20 protein-coding genes are annotated in these 14,018 nt (G+C 60.2%); 9 read left to right on the top strand and 11 right to left on the bottom strand.

What is annotated here, in order from left to right:
- Positions 1–95 precede the first annotated feature (95 nt).
- The 7 genes from ACKLNI_RS07515 to ACKLNI_RS07485 form a co-directional block, all read right to left on the bottom strand.
- Positions 96–272 (bottom strand): DUF1127 domain-containing protein, encoded by a 177-nt coding sequence (locus ACKLNI_RS07515; protein ID WP_413718443.1) that lies wholly within the window; start codon positions 270–272, stop codon positions 96–98.
- A 106-nt stretch (positions 273–378) separates the two neighbouring features.
- Positions 379–2,139 carry an urease subunit alpha gene (ureC, locus tag ACKLNI_RS07510; protein ID WP_413718442.1) on the bottom strand — a complete coding sequence of 587 codons (1,761 nt, stop codon included), beginning with the start codon at positions 2,137–2,139 and terminating at the stop codon, positions 379–381.
- Between the two features lie 108 nt (positions 2,140–2,247).
- Positions 2,248–2,643: a carboxymuconolactone decarboxylase family protein gene (locus ACKLNI_RS07505; protein WP_413718441.1), complete on the bottom strand. Its 396-nt coding sequence runs from the start codon at positions 2,641–2,643 to the stop codon at positions 2,248–2,250.
- A complete protein-coding gene (locus ACKLNI_RS07500) occupies positions 2,643–2,948 on the bottom strand; it encodes an urease subunit beta (RefSeq protein WP_413718440.1) in 306 nt (101 codons plus the stop codon). Before ACKLNI_RS07500 ends, ACKLNI_RS07505 begins: the two co-directional genes overlap by 1 nt.
- On the bottom strand, positions 2,945–3,112 hold the full coding sequence (locus tag ACKLNI_RS07495) for a hypothetical protein (RefSeq protein WP_413718439.1): 168 nt from the start codon (positions 3,110–3,112) through the stop codon (positions 2,945–2,947). Before ACKLNI_RS07495 ends, ACKLNI_RS07500 begins: the two co-directional genes overlap by 4 nt.
- A 9-nt stretch (positions 3,113–3,121) precedes the next feature.
- Complete coding sequence (locus ACKLNI_RS07490; protein ID WP_132460490.1) at positions 3,122–3,424, bottom strand: urease subunit gamma; 303 nt, start codon at positions 3,422–3,424, stop codon at positions 3,122–3,124.
- A 4-nt stretch (positions 3,425–3,428) separates the two neighbouring features.
- Positions 3,429–4,313, bottom strand: coding sequence for an urease accessory protein UreD (locus ACKLNI_RS07485; RefSeq protein ID WP_413718438.1), 885 nt, complete (start codon positions 4,311–4,313; stop codon positions 3,429–3,431).
- 153 nt (positions 4,314–4,466) lie between these two features.
- Here ACKLNI_RS07485 and ACKLNI_RS07480 point away from each other — a divergent pair, with 153 nt between their 5' ends.
- The 6 genes from ACKLNI_RS07480 (at position 4,467) to ACKLNI_RS07455 (ending at position 8,910) form a co-directional block, all read left to right on the top strand.
- Complete coding sequence (locus ACKLNI_RS07480) at positions 4,467–4,832, top strand: hypothetical protein (RefSeq protein ID WP_413718437.1); 366 nt, start codon at positions 4,467–4,469, stop codon at positions 4,830–4,832.
- 245 nt (positions 4,833–5,077) lie between these two features.
- Entirely contained in the window at positions 5,078–6,877 is a 1,800-nt protein-coding gene (lepA, locus tag ACKLNI_RS07475) for a translation elongation factor 4 (RefSeq protein ID WP_413718436.1), read from the top strand.
- Between the two features lie 302 nt (positions 6,878–7,179).
- Complete coding sequence (locus tag ACKLNI_RS07470) at positions 7,180–7,530, top strand: hypothetical protein (protein ID WP_413718435.1); 351 nt, start codon at positions 7,180–7,182, stop codon at positions 7,528–7,530.
- 156 nt (positions 7,531–7,686) lie between these two features.
- Positions 7,687–8,136 (top strand): YybH family protein, encoded by a 450-nt coding sequence (locus ACKLNI_RS07465; RefSeq protein WP_413718434.1) that lies wholly within the window; start codon positions 7,687–7,689, stop codon positions 8,134–8,136.
- A gap of 262 nt (positions 8,137–8,398) precedes the next feature.
- Positions 8,399–8,584 carry a CTP synthetase gene (locus tag ACKLNI_RS07460; RefSeq protein ID WP_413718433.1) on the top strand — a complete coding sequence of 62 codons (186 nt, stop codon included), beginning with the start codon at positions 8,399–8,401 and terminating at the stop codon, positions 8,582–8,584.
- A gap of 113 nt (positions 8,585–8,697) precedes the next feature.
- On the top strand, positions 8,698–8,910 hold the full coding sequence (locus ACKLNI_RS07455) for a hypothetical protein (RefSeq protein WP_413718432.1): 213 nt from the start codon (positions 8,698–8,700) through the stop codon (positions 8,908–8,910).
- Positions 8,911–8,912: 2 nt separating this feature from the next.
- Here ACKLNI_RS07455 and ACKLNI_RS07450 read toward each other — a convergent pair whose 3' ends face one another.
- Together ACKLNI_RS07450 and ACKLNI_RS07445 are read right to left on the bottom strand one after the other, a co-directional pair.
- Positions 8,913–9,230, bottom strand: coding sequence for a c-type cytochrome (locus ACKLNI_RS07450; protein WP_413718431.1), 318 nt, complete (start codon positions 9,228–9,230; stop codon positions 8,913–8,915).
- 80 nt (positions 9,231–9,310) lie between these two features.
- Positions 9,311–9,451, bottom strand: a complete 141-nt coding sequence (locus ACKLNI_RS07445; protein ID WP_413718430.1) for a hypothetical protein — start codon at positions 9,449–9,451, stop codon at positions 9,311–9,313.
- Positions 9,452–10,376: 925 nt separating this feature from the next.
- Here ACKLNI_RS07445 and ACKLNI_RS07440 point away from each other — a divergent pair.
- Positions 10,377–10,556, top strand: coding sequence for a hypothetical protein (locus ACKLNI_RS07440; protein WP_413718429.1), 180 nt, complete (start codon positions 10,377–10,379; stop codon positions 10,554–10,556).
- 49 nt (positions 10,557–10,605) lie between these two features.
- On the opposite strand, the gene ACKLNI_RS07435 is transcribed toward ACKLNI_RS07440, so the two are convergent.
- The gene (locus tag ACKLNI_RS07435; RefSeq protein ID WP_413718428.1) at positions 10,606–11,367 is read right to left on the bottom strand and encodes an alpha/beta fold hydrolase; all 762 of its coding nucleotides are present in this window, start codon (positions 11,365–11,367) and stop codon (positions 10,606–10,608) included.
- A gap of 78 nt (positions 11,368–11,445) precedes the next feature.
- Here ACKLNI_RS07435 and ACKLNI_RS07430 point away from each other — a divergent pair, with 78 nt between their 5' ends.
- Positions 11,446–11,772: a hypothetical protein gene (locus ACKLNI_RS07430; RefSeq protein WP_413718427.1), complete on the top strand. Its 327-nt coding sequence runs from the start codon at positions 11,446–11,448 to the stop codon at positions 11,770–11,772.
- Here the strand turns inward: ACKLNI_RS07430 and glyA are convergent.
- Positions 11,769–13,064 (bottom strand): serine hydroxymethyltransferase, encoded by a 1,296-nt coding sequence (gene glyA / locus ACKLNI_RS07425; RefSeq protein WP_413718426.1) that lies wholly within the window; start codon positions 13,062–13,064, stop codon positions 11,769–11,771. The two genes, ACKLNI_RS07430 and glyA, sit on opposite strands and share 4 nt — an antisense overlap.
- A 180-nt stretch (positions 13,065–13,244) precedes the next feature.
- Here glyA and ACKLNI_RS07420 point away from each other — a divergent pair, with 180 nt between their 5' ends.
- Positions 13,245–14,012, top strand: coding sequence for an NAD kinase (locus tag ACKLNI_RS07420; protein ID WP_413718425.1), 768 nt, complete (start codon positions 13,245–13,247; stop codon positions 14,010–14,012).
- The last annotated feature ends 6 nt before the right edge of the window (positions 14,013–14,018 follow it).

Genomic DNA, 14,018 nt, shown 5'->3' with positions numbered 1-14,018 from the left:
TCCGGACGTAATCTCCGCGGGACCGTCCTGAGTGATCAGAACTGCTATTGGAACAGATTGAGCGGACAGGGCCCAAAGGCCCCGTCCGGTCTTGATCAGACGAAGAAGATGTCCCTGTAGACATGGCGCGGAATGTCTCCGCGGGTCAGCCCCATTGCGAGCAGTTCGTCGTCCGTTTTCGCGTTCAGAGCGCGGATTTGATCCATGCGAGCATGACGTTCGGCATAGGCGGTGAGACCGCGTGTCAAGCCGTCGAAAAACCTGTTTGCCATTGGAAACCTCCAGTTCCGGGTTTCCCCCCTTGGCTTTCAGGTAGGTGATATGCGCGGCATTCACCACTTCCATTCCCGCAACTCCGCTATGCATTCCAATGATGTTTCAGAACAAGAAGTATCTCTGCGCCATCGGCAGCACCTCGGCGGGCTGACAGGTCAACAACTCGCCATCGGCCCTCACCTCGTAGGTCTCGGGATGCACCTCTACATGCGGGCAGGCGTCGTTCAGCTTGAGATCCTTCTTTCCGATGTTCCGCGTGTTCTCGACCGGTAGCAAGTTCTTGGCCAGCCCGAGTGTCTGGCGGATGTTCTCTCGGTTGGCCGCATGGCTCACGAAAGTCACCGCCGAATGCTCAACGGACCGGCCGTAGGCGCCCCACATGGGCCGCGTATAGACCGGCTGGGGTGTCGGGATCGAGGCGTTCGGGTCTCCCATCTGGGCGCAAACGATGGTGCCGCCCAGAAGTACCATTTCGGGTTTCACGCCAAAGAAGGCCGGGTTCCATAGGACAAGGTCGGCGCGTTTGCCTTCCTCGATTGAACCGATGTGTTGGGAAAGCCCATGCGCAATTGCCGGGTTGATCGTGTACTTCGCAACATAGCGGCGCACCCGGAAGTTGTCGTTGTCGCCGGTTTCCTCGGCCAACTTGCCCCGCTGTTTCTTCATCTTGTCGGCTGTCTGCCAGGTGCGGATAATCACCTCGCCCACGCGCCCCATCGCCTGGCTGTCCGACGCGATGATACTGAAGGCGCCCATGTCGTGCAGGATATCCTCGGCCGCAATGGTCTCGCGCCGGATGCGGCTTTCGGCGAAGGCCACGTCCTCGGGAATCGACTTGTCGAGGTGATGGCAGACCATGAGCATGTCCAGATGCTCTTCCAGCGTGTTGACGGTGAAGGGTCGCGTCGGGTTGGTCGACGAAGGCAGGACGTTCTCCTCGCCGCAGATCTTGATAATGTCGGGCGCGTGTCCGCCGCCCGCACCTTCAGTATGAAAGGCGTGGATTGTCCGGCCCTTGATAGCGGCCACGGTATTCTCGACGAAACCACTTTCGTTCAGCGTGTCGGTGTGGATCATCACCTGCACGTCCATGTCGTCGGCGACCGACAGGCAGCAATCAATTGCGCCGGGCGTCGTGCCCCAGTCCTCGTGGAGCTTCAGAGCGCAGGCGCCGGCCTTGACCTGCTCCTCGAGAGCCGCAGGCAGGCTGGCATTGCCCTTGCCCGCAAAGGCGAGGTTCATCGGGAAGGCGTCGGCGGCCTGCAGCATCCGCCCGATGTGCCACCGCCCCGGCGTGCAGGTGGTCGCGAGCGTGCCATGCGCCGGACCGGTGCCACCGCCCAGCATGGTGGTCAGACCCGAGTGCAGCGCGTCCTCTATCTGTTGCGGGCAAATAAAGTGGATATGGCTGTCGAAGCCGCCCGCGGTCAGGATCTTGCCTTCGCCGGCAATGGCCTCGGTGCCCGGACCTACGATGATGTTCACGCCCGGTTGCGTGTCGGGGTTGCCGGCCTTGCCGATCTTGTGGATGCGGCCATCCCTCAGGCCGACATCGGCCTTGTAGATGCCGGTCCAGTCGACGATCAGCGCGTTGGTGATGACCGTGTCGACCGCGCCTTCGGCCCGCGTCGCTTGAGACTGGCCCATGCCGTCGCGGATCACCTTGCCACCGCCGAATTTGACTTCTTCTCCGTAGGCGAGGGAATTCGCTCCCGTTCCGCCGGTCATCGCCGCGCCAGCGGCCTCGGCGATCAGGTCGCGCTCGACCTCGATGATCAGATCCGTGTCTGCCAGCCGCAGCTTGTCGCCCACGGTCGGGCCGAACATCGCGGCATAGGAAGCTCTGGATATCTTCGCTGGCATTTCTCTCACTCCTTTGGGCGCGACGCGCCGCACCTGATCTTCTTCCTGGTCAAAACACGGCCGACCGCGCTCGCATGACCGCCAAAATTTCCGGTCTCCGGCAAGACCTCATGCTTGGAACGCCTCGTCCACCTCGACGCCCAGCCCTGTCACAAGGCCGTTCGTCTGCATCGCCATGCCAATCACTGCCAGCAACTCGCCGTGCTGCTCGGGCGTCATCCCCTTGGCCTTCGCTGCGGAGGTATGGGAATGAACGCAATAGCTGCAGCCGTTGGCAGTCGAGACAGCGACATAGATCATCTCCTTGACCAGAGGGTCGAGTTCGCCCGGCTCCATGACGATCTTCAGCCGGTCCCAGGTGGCGCGCATCAGAGCGGGGTCATGGGCCAGAGCACGCCAGAAGTTGTTCACGTAATCGGTGCCGCGCGTGGCGCGGATTTCGTCGAAGACGGCCCGCGCTTCCGGGGCCGCCTCGTCGTCCGAAAGCAGCGGAACCGTTCCCATCAAAGAGCGCCCATGACCTTCTGGTTGAAGCCGTAGATCTTCCTGGCCCCGGAGAACGGGATCAGGTTGACTTCGCGTGACTGGCCCGGCTCGAAGCGGACGGCGGTTCCGGCAGCGATGTCCAGCCTGAGCCCGCGTGCAGCGTCACGATCAAATTCGAGCGCGCTGTTGGCCTCAGCAAAGTGATAATGCGAGCCGACCTGCACGGGACGGTCGCCTGTATTGGCGACCATCAGAGTGATTGTTTCGCGATCCGGATTCAGCGTGATGTCACCCGGGGCAGGGTAAATTTGTCCGGGAATCATTTCCGCACCGTGACGCGCGCCCTTGCAGCGGCGACCAAGCTGGCCAGCGCGATCAGGCCCAGGCCCACGGGCAGCGCCCATTCGTTGTGGGCATGCGGCAGGGAGGCGTCGTGCGCGGCGGCGGGCGTTGCGGCCAGGATGGTGAAAATCGAGAAAGTACGCATGTTGGTCTCCTATCTGATCGGGTTGTGAACGGTGACGAGTTTGGTGCCGTCGGGGAATGTCGCCTCGACCTGAACTTCGTGGATCATTTCGGGCACGCCCTCCATGCACTGGTCGCGGGTGATTACCTGCGCGCCCGCTTCCATCATATCGGCGACAGAGCGGCCATCACGTGCACCTTCGACGACAGCATCGGTTATCAGAGCAATTGCCTCGGGATGGTTGAGCTTGACCCCGCGGGCCAAGCGCTTGCGCGCGACCTCGGCGGCCATCGCCACCAGCAGCTTGTCTTTTTCGCGAGGGGTCAATTGCATGTCGTCATAACCTCCATGACGTGGGGAGCGTGTGACCGGTCAGCCGGTCCAGAATTGGCAGAAGCGCGCGGCGCAGCTCAAAACTGTCTGGCGCAAGGCAGCGGAGCGCCAGAACATCGGGCGCCAGGAGGCTCGCGCCACCGGTGGGCGGCAGCATCGCCCGGAGAGCACCAAGATGCGAGCCGGCATCCTGTGCGACGTAGAGCAGGCTGGCCACCGCTCCGGCACCACCAGCCGTCACGTCGGATGAGAGCGCCCTCGTCAGGTCGCCGGAAAGTCTCACCCCGTCGAGGTAAAGCGGGCGCCCGTTTCGGCGCACTTCGATACGGTCACGGAATTCGGCGCTGCTCAGTCTCTCGCCCATGGCGCGGCGTCCGAAGATTATGGGTTCCACCATCAGGAGGCTGGCGTCTTCGGCGAGTTCTATGTCGAGCCGGCGCTCCATTGCAGCGCCCTGGAACAGGATCAGTTCCTGCGGCAGCCAGTCGAGGCGAGCCCCGGCGCCGACCGAAAGACGTGTCGAGACACGGCCGATTTCTCCGGGCTGGGCGCGGTAGGCACGCTCGGCTGCCTGGGTTGTCATGGTCAGACGGCTGCCCGGTCCAGCCTCTGCTTCCAGCCGGAAGCGATCTCCTCCGGTCACGCCGCCCGCCGTATTGATGAGAATGGCCTCAAGGTGCGGACGTCCTGAAGGAAACAGTATCTTTGACGCGCCGGACTGGCGCAAACCGTCCAAACAGCTTCGTCCCGTGACCAGTTTCGATGACAGGCGAGCTTCGCCCCGTGCCCGGGGCTGCGCCATCGGCGCGATCTTTGTCACCTGCTGGTTAATGGACGAGCCCCCCGAAAGTCTTTTCGAGATCAGAGCGAGTTTCCCGAAGTCGAACAAGAATTCCACACAGAGACCACAAGGGCCGTTACCACAATTGATTAGATTTTCATCTATTTGCTCAATCTGTGTGCAGCATTGAATCTTGTCTCGAAAAGATTGGCATGGACTCCAGCGGCGGAGTCGGAACACTCTCGTCGCAGGAGATACACCATGCTGACCCGTCGCGAGACCACGAAACTGCTTTTGGGTGGCGCTGTCGCTGTCGGTTTGCCCCTGCGCGCCAATGCCGCGACCAGCGAGGAATGGCTTGAAGCGGTCAAGGGCGCGCTCGATGTCGCCACTGTGCCTGGCAGCGGGACCCGTCTGACGCTCCGTGCGTTCGGGTTCAACAAGAAAGGCCGGCAGGCAGGCATGTCTGCGGTCGTCGCCATGGAATGGGCGCCCGGTTATCGCAGCCGCAAGTTCGATGTTAGCGAGCCCGGAGAGCAGGAGACGTTCAGGCGGTTTGTTTCGGAGATCGTCCTCGAATTTCGCCGGGTGAATCCGAGTGGGGTTCGGGAAGTGCGGTTTCGTTGAGCGTTTGGCATGGCCGTGAAATGAGCCCAACTTCAGAGTGCCTCAAAGTGTTTTCGGATTCTGGCTGGCGTGGAGGAGGGCTGGGTCTCGGGTGATCGGCTTCGTGCTGAGACTATGGGCAATTCTCTGGAGAGATGCGGTGATCTCAACCGTCCATAACGGCGGTATAGGGCCTTCTTTGTCCCCTAACCCCCTTTGTATCAAACCCCTCGACAACCCCCAAAATCCACTCCATATCCCGCAACATGACCGACCTCGCGCATATCCGAAATTTCTCGATCGTGGCCCATATCGACCACGGAAAATCCACGCTTGCCGACCGGCTGATCCAGCTTACCGGGACAGTGGCGGAACGAGACATGAAGGCGCAGCTTCTGGACGCGATGGATATCGAGCGCGAGCGGGGGATCACCATCAAGGCCAACACCGTTCGGATCGAGTATCCAGCGAAAGATGGCCACACGTACATCCTGAACCTGATCGACACGCCGGGCCACGTTGACTTTGCTTATGAAGTCAGCAGGTCGATGCAGGCTGTCGAAGGATCGCTCCTTGTTGTGGACGCCTCTCAGGGCGTGGAGGCCCAAACTCTGGCAAACGTCTATCAGGCGATCGATGCCGACCATGAAATCGTGCCGGTGCTGAACAAGATAGATCTGCCCGCGGCGGACGTCGCGCGCGTGGCCGAGCAGATCGAGGACGTGATCGGCATCGACGCCTCGGACGCCGTGCAGATCTCGGCGAAAACCGGTCTCGGCATCCCAGATGTGCTGGAGGCCATCGTCACGCGACTTCCCGCGCCCAAGGGCGATCGCAATGCGCCGCTGAAGGCGATGCTGGTCGATAGCTGGTACGACAGCTACCTCGGCGTAGTCGTGATGATCCGCGTCATCGACGGGGTCATTCGCAAGGGCGACCAGATCAAGATGATGCAGACCGGTGCGCGGTACGGGATCGACAAGCTCGCGGTGCTCAAGCCGCAGATGGTCGACATCAAGGAATTGGGTCCGGGCGAGATCGGCATCTTCACCGCCTCGATCAAGCAGGTGCGCGATACCAAGGTCGGCGACACGATCACCCATGAGAAGAGGCCGTGCGAAAAGCCGCTTCCGGGCTTCAAGCCGTCGATCCCGGTGGTGTTCTGCGGCCTGTTCCCGGTCGACACCAACGAGTTCGAGGACTTGCGCGACGCGATCGAGAAGCTGGCGCTGAATGACGCGTCCTTCACGCACGAGATGGAAACCTCCGCCGCGCTGGGCTTCGGGTTCCGCTGCGGCTTCCTCGGTCTTCTGCACCTCGAGGTGATCCGCGACCGGCTGGAGCGCGAGTACGACATCGACCTGATCACTACGGCGCCGTCGGTGGTCTATCACGTCTATCTCAAGGACGGGACGATGAAGGAGCTTCACAATCCCGCCGACATGCCGGATCTGACCTATGTCGAGCATATCGAGGAGCCGCGGATCAAGGCGACGATCCTGGTGCCAGACGAATACCTGGGCGACGTTCTGAAGCTCTGCCAGGATCGGCGCGGTATCCAGCTGGACCTGACCTATGCGGGCAGCCGCGCGATGGTGGTCTATGACCTGCCGCTGAACGAGGTGGTGTTCGACTTCTATGACCGGCTGAAATCGGTTACCAAGGGCTACGCCTCGTTCGATTACCAGATGACCGGGTACCGCGAGGACAAGCTCGTGAAAATGCAGATCCTGGTCAATGACGAACCGGTGGACGCGCTATCGATGATGGTGCACCGCGACCGGGCCGAGGCTCGGGGCCGCGCCATGTGCGAGAAGCTGAAAGATCTGATCCCCCGCCACATGTTCAAGATTCCGATCCAGGCGGCCATCGGCGGCAAGGTCATCGCGCGCGAGACGCTGTCGGCGCTGCGGAAAGACGTGACGGCCAAGTGCTATGGCGGCGACGCGACGCGGAAGCGCAAGCTGCTCGACAAGCAGAAGGCCGGCAAGAAGAAGATGCGCCAGTTCGGGAAGGTCGAGATCCCGCAGGAAGCGTTTATTAATGCGCTGAAGATGGATAGTTGAGGCGGTTTTCAGTCAGCCATCATAATCGGAATCAATGCGCTGCGGCCTGTCCGGTTGGTCTTAGTAAGTTAGGGTTGCGCACTAAGCTCGTTGCGCATTTCCTATTCCGGCTTGGCCCTCATTTCCAAGCTTCTGTTGCGTCCCCCGTCCGACCCCAGCCGATCACACTCGTCCTTAACGTTAGTGGTATCACGGGCTCTGCGGGCTGAAGGCGCTCGCCCCGGCAATTTCGCCAAAACCTGAAAAATCTGTTATAGGAACATTATCCGGGATCGACCGGATCAACAAAGGGAGGGGAACCCATGACTGAAGACCACAGGCTTCAGCTAGTGATTTCGCGTTCCGGTGACTATTTCGGTATCATGCGCACCACGCTGTTTGTCCTCTTGGGCATCGGTGCGGCACTGCATTTCGGTGAAGGCTATTCCGCACCGCTTCTGGTGCTGGCAATCGCGATCTCCGCCTACGGCATTCTTGCCGGGGGCGTGGCCCTGGACGATATCATCGCCTTGCGCGAGGATATGCCGGACGATGTTGCGGGAACGGCCTATGGCAAGGGTGTGAAGGCGCGGAACATTCCTGGCTTGAAGATGGTCTCGGCGGCCCTGATCGGCCTTACAGGGCTTTCAGCCGTCCTTTCCGTTCTGATCTGACACCGCGGAGGGCCGCTGGCCCTCCGTCCCTTTGGCGTGAGTGTCGACAGGCTTCCGGCAAAAAAAGGTGCACGCCGTGAACTCTTTGACACATATCATTATTGGCATCTGATCACCGGTTATCATTTTTTCATTGATGAACGGAGGATGATGACCATGAAACGACGTGCAAACATGGTTGCCGGTGTGGCGCTTGCCGTATGCAGCCTGGCTCCTGTCCCGGGGCTGGCCGGAGACGCGGAGGATATCGCCGCGATCTGGGATGCCTATGAAGCCGCCCGCGTGGCCGGCGATGCAGACGCTTGGCTGGCGCTTTGGGACGAGGGCGGTGTGCAGATGCCACCGGGGATGCCTGCGCGGGGTCTCGACGTGCTGACGGTCGGCGTGCCCAAGGCCTTTGCGGCGATGCCCGCATCCGCGATGGAGATCTCGCCCGTGGAGACGGTGGTGATGGGCGACTGGGCCTTCTCACGGGGAACCTATACGGCCGATCTGACCTCGGGGGGGAACGCGGTGCACATGGACGGGAAGTTCATGACCATTTTCCGCCGGCAGGATGACGGGTCGTGGAAGATTTACCGCGACATCTTCAATTCGAACAGCTGACTTGGGGAGGGCAGGGAGGATGGAAAGCGTTCTATATAACTTGCTCGTTCTGTTGACCCATGCGTTGAACAGAATGTGGAGCAAGACTCCGCTGAAGGACCAGCCGGCCAGTCAGAAGGTATAGTTCACTCTGGCTCCACTTTTCGTTTTCGCTGTCGTGGTGCTCTTGTTTCCACGCTAGCGGCGTGCCACCTCTGACCTGCATCAAGGAAAGCCTGTTCTGCCCTGGTCATTCTTCCCGCATGATTTTTGCGGGAGTTCTTTGAGTTTGCTGTTTCTGTTGGTGCATCTCTTCGTCGGATCAGCGGTCGCAGGAGTGGCGATAGTCGCGGCGCTGGTCATGGGGTTTGATACTCTTTGGCCGCTCCTGATCGCTGCTATGCTCGGCGTTGTTCTGTCTTTCCCTGCGTCCTGGCTGGTGGCCCGAAGGCTGGCGCGGAGCGTCTAGAGCCGGTGGCAGACGGTTGCTGCATTTTCAAGGAACTGGACCGCTGCCTCCGCATCGGAGCGGGTCTGAGCTTTTTTCTTGGTGAAATGCCTGTCTCAGCGTAAAATTCCTGAATGGTTAGGCTGATCGCAATCGTACTTGTCTTATTTGCCGTTGGTTTCGGCTATGAGGAGTACACCGGTAATTCCATCGGAGTTAAGCGCCTGATTGGCGGATTTGTCGGCGTGTTTGGCGGCGAATATGGCGTTGCTACCGGCGCCACGACTCCGGCGTTTGGCGGCCTCAAGGGGATAGCCGGCAGCGCCGGAGCCATGTTCGGAAACTGACGTCAGCTGCCTTCGAGCGATTGGATGAAGGCCACCAGGTCATCGACCTCGTCCCGACTGATCCAGTTGGACCATGCCGGCATTGGCGAATGCAGCGTGGGATACAGAATTCGAGAAATGATCTGCTCTTCCGCGCGATATCCCGCGATTGCCGTGAAGCTGGGTGGATAGAGTTTTGAAGCGCCCCCTGGTGCCACGTCGTGGCAGCGTGCGCAGTTTTCTTCAGCCAAGAGCTTACCATTCTCCGCATCCGCCGCCATCGCAGCAGCCGAGGAAACCAAGAATGCGCCCAAGGTGATGGTTGCAATTCGGTGTTCCATTTTGACCTCCCTTTCTAGGAAAATCCTGTCCCCTCCGGGGAGCCGGCGCCTTGATGCGGGTCAAAGGAACATTATCAGAATCAGAAAAGGTCGCGCCCACGGTCCTCGGAGATCGTGTCGGCGGCGATGGCGCCGCCGGCGCCGATGACCAGTGGAACACATCCGCTGGAAGACATGGCGCCAATAGCCAGCATTGCGATCAGGGCAAGTCGTTTGTGCATTTTGTCTTCTCCTCAAAGACATGAAGGGCGTCGTCTCCATGCCGCGTTCGCCCGACCTAGTACGGGACGTGTTTTCGCGCAATAGACAGCGCCGATTCTCGTTGTGAGACGTGCCGATTCCCGCCATTTCCATCTTTGCAGATGCAGAAACTGCGAGTTTTCGTGGTGCCAAATTCCAGCTGATGATTTTCCCCGAATAAGTATCCGGAAATGCGTCAGTTCGGTGATTTATCCACCGGTTTCTCCCCAATGATATCAACACGTTATCCCCAAGTAATTTCCATGCTGCAGTGCTTTTCTGTTGGCATGGCAGTCTGTTTTGGCGACAGTTGGATCACCGCAGAGGGAAACCGAAGCGGGGACGCGAAGGCCCCTCGGAGCTGGAGCGGTCGGTAAAGGGACATGAGCCTGGAATCGAGCGTGAAGGGTCAGGAGGTCCAGTGCCGGAACGGGTGCGCAAGTGCCGGGGAAGGCGGTGGAAATCCGGGCTGGAGCGGCTGAGCAGGCGACCTTCGGGTTGCCGGTTCGGGAAGGCGTCAGGGAGTGGCTTCGGCCACGATGCGAGGACCGCGTCTGAGCACCTGGCGCCTTTACCCGTTCAAGATCACTGTCCCCCCGAAAATGAACGAGGCCCGACTGCTTTCGCAGTGGGCCCCGCATGTCAGAGATGCGACCGCGTCATTAGCACCTGTGTGGCCCGCATACAATGCACGGCACGGGAAAGCAACAACATATTGTCGCCGTCTAGCCTAATCTCACCAGATGTCATGTGGATGTCTGCATCCAGTGGGAGTCTCAAAAATGGTTTCAACATTTTTGGTTTTAGGCTTCCGCCTCGAGAACGTTTTCTCCCCGACGAAAGTAGGATCGAATTTTCGGTAATTTCGTGTTATGGTTGCAACCATTCAAATCATGGGGGTGTGTTTTGAGCCTTCGTTGGATTTCACTGATAGTCTGTGCCGGAACCATCTATTTTGCATTCGGCCAGACACTACATGGCAACCTGATATCCGCGCCTGATGAGACGATCATTCGCATCGGGCGGGACATCGGAGAGGCGATCAGCAACACGGCGTCCTATATCAAGGAAGCTCTCTGGAGTTGACGCGAAACTGCGGACGGGCGGGCGGCGAGGAATGTCCGCCCTTCCTCAATCAGGTCTTGTGGCCATGCTTCAGGAACGCGCGGATCGCCGCTTCGAATTCGCGCGGCTTCTCGGCGTGAAGCCAATGCCCTGCGCCTGGGATTTTTGCGAAGACGGCGTTCGGGAAATGCGAACGAATCCTGTCACGATGCTCGCGGCGGACGTAGTCGCTATGTGAGCCGGACAAGAACAGCACGGGTCCATCGAATTGACCGTCGATATCTGGAAACCCGATGATCTTGTCCATTTCCTGGGCGAGCGCTTCCAGATTGAGTCGCCAACGCCTTGATTTCACGTCCAGTGACTGCAGCAAGAAGGCGCGTACGCCGTCCTCTTGCACAACAGACTGAAGCTGTCTGTCCGCATCTCCCCTTGTCTCTATGCGGGCAAGGTCGAGGCTGCGCATGGCCTCTATCATCGGCATTTGTGTGTGTCCGTAGACGACGGGTGAGATGTCGGCGACGATCAGTTTTCTGACGAGGTCCGGTCTGGTCAGCGCCAGCACCATCGCTGCCTTTCCGCCCATGGAGTGCCCGAGGACATCATGTGTCCCGTCAATTGCAGCCGCCAGATCGTCCGCCATATCGGTATAGGTATGAGTGTCCTGCCACGGGCTTTCCCCGTGATTGCGCATGTCAACGGCTCTCACTTCCCGCTCATCCGACAGGCGTTTGGCGATCACGCCCCAGTTCCGGGCGGATCCAAACAGTCCGTGCGCGATAAGGAGCGGTGCGGTTCCCGTGCGCGTTCCATGAGTGACGACATTCAGCATGCCTTTTCTTAGACCTCACATCGCGGTATCGCCAGATATATGGATACACAGGATCGCTTTCAGGCCTTGGCAGAAAAAATGTCGACCCAGTTGCGCGTGCGTGGCGAGGGATTGGCAGAGGTGACGGAACGGGCTGGGCGCAAGCTGCCGCGTCATCTCCGGGCCGATGCTGCGGCCCTGATCGAAGCCGAGAAGATGTCGGCTCACCCCAAGCTGTCTCGGCTGGTGGATGATCGCCGTCTGGCTCGCGCGGAAAAGCGGTTGTTGCGCTACCTGGAAAAGCAGAACCCCGCCGCAGAGCGACGGGGCGAGATCCTGGACTTGATCGCGAAGATCGCCTTCGTCTTCGTGACCGTCGTTCTGTCGGTCTTCTTCTTCCTGCTCTGGCGCGGCTATTTCGATTAAAGCCCGGGGTAGACCGGGAACCGCTGGCACAGTTCCATCACCTCAGCCTTGACCTTGGTCTCGACCTCGGCATTGCCGTCTTCGCCATTTGCAGCAAGGCCGTCGACCACTTCGGTGATCCAGCGACCGATCTGGCGGAATTCGGCTTCGCCGAAACCACGCGTCGTGGCTGCCGGTGAACCGAGACGAACGCCTGACGTGATCGTCGGTTTCTCGGTGTCGAAAGGGATGCCGTTCTTGTTGCAGGTGATATGCGCGCGGCCCAAGGCCTTTTCAGTGGCGACACCTGTAACCTTCTTCGGGCGTAGGTCGACCAGCATAACATGCGTGTCAGTACCGCCGGTCACGATATCAAGCCCGCCTTTCATCAACTCGTCAGCCAACGCCTTGGCGTTGGCGATGACCTGTTTCTGGTAGAGCTTGAACTCGGGGCGCAGCGCCTCACCGAAGGCGACCGCCTTGGCGGCAATGACATGCATCAGCGGACCGCCCTGGATGCCCGGAAAGATAGCTGAATTGATCTTCTTGGAGATCGTCTCGTCATTGGTGAGGATCATCCCGCCGCGAGGGCCGCGCAGTGTCTTGTGCGTGGTCGTGGTGGCAACGTGAGCGTGCGGGAAGGGCGAGGGATGCTCTCCTGCCGCGACGAGGCCCGCGAAATGAGCCATGTCGACGTGCAGGTAAGCTCCGACGCTGTCCGCGATCTCACGCATGCGGGCGAAATCGATCTGGCGCGGAATGGCCGAACCGCCCGCGATGATGAGCTTCGGTTGATGTTCGGCTGCGAGTTCCGCCACCTGATCGTAGTCGAGTGTCAGATCCTGCTTGCGGACACCGTACTGAATCGCGTTGAACCATTTGCCAGACTGGTTCGGCTTCGCGCCGTGGGTGAGGTGGCCCCCGGCATCAAGGCTCATCCCCAAGATAGTATCGCCCGGCAGAAGCAGCGCGGTGAAGACACCCTGGTTGGCCTGGCTGCCTGAATTCGGCTGAACGTTTGCGAAGCCGCAACCGAAAAGCTCCTTCGCCCGCTCGATCGCAAGCGTTTCGGCGATATCGACGTACTGGCAGCCACCGTAGTACCGGCGTCCGGGATATCCTTCGGCGTATTTGTTTGTCATCACCGAGCCCTGGGCTTCCATGACCGCGCGGCTGACGATGTTCTCGGACGCGATCAGTTCGATCTCGTCACGCTGACGTCCGAGTTCCTTGCGGATCGCGCCGAAGATTTCGGCGTCACGGCTTTCAAGCGTTTCGGTGAAAAAACCGTCGTCACGGTGCGGTGCGTTCATTGTCAAGCCTCCGGTCAGGGCCAATGCTGTTGCGCGGTCTCATAGCGGCATTTGGCCGAGGCTGAAAGCAGTGAATCCGGCACAAAGGGGCGTGTTTGCGTCGCAGGTTATTTCGGCGCGGCCTTGTAATTCCGCTTGAGGCGGGCAATCGTTCCGAGAAACCCAAAGGTTAGCGGTCTGATGCGTCCCTCGAAATCCATTTCCTTTCGCGCCAGCGACGCGGAACTTGCTCTCGAGGCGCTGGACCGCCTGACGGCGCGATATGGACAATCATCACCCGAAGATGCGGATGTCATCGTGGCGCTGGGCGGTGACGGGTTCATGCTGCAGACGCTGAACGATGTGCGGCCGCTCAACAAGCCGGTTTACGGGATGAATCGCGGCACCGTTGGCTTCCTCATGAATGAGTACAGCGAGGATGACCTGCCTGCCCGGTTGGCCGAGGCGGAAGAAGCGGTGATCAACCCTCTGCACATGCGGGCTGGGAGCGAGGACGGCACCGTGACCGAGGCGCTGGCAATAAACGAGGTTTCCCTTCTTCGCGCCGGCCCTCAGGCAGCGAGATTGCGCATTTCGGTCGACGGCAAGCCGCGCCTTGAGGAACTCGTCTGCGATGGCGCGCTTGTCGCCACCCCTGCCGGCTCCACGGCCTACAACTATTCGGCACATGGTCCGATTCTTCCCATCGGCTCGGAAGTGTTGGCCGTGACCGCTGTCGCCGCTTTTCGCCCACGCCGCTGGCGCGGTGCGCTTGTTCCCAAAGCGGCCATCGTCCGTTTCGATGTCCTGAACCCCGAGAAACGTCCGGTCATGGCCGATGCCGACAGCAGGCCCGTGCGGAACGTGCATTGGGTCGAGGTGCGCAGCGACGAAACCGTCCGCCACAGGATCCTGTTCGATCCGGGCCATGGGCTGGAAGAGCGTCTGATACGCGAGCAATTCTCCTGAGGTGGA

Source organism: Silicimonas lutimaris, from assembly GCF_047314965.1.
Taxonomy (GTDB): domain Bacteria; phylum Pseudomonadota; class Alphaproteobacteria; order Rhodobacterales; family Rhodobacteraceae; genus JAVJUV01.
This window is presented reverse-complemented; position numbering and strand designations above follow the sequence as displayed.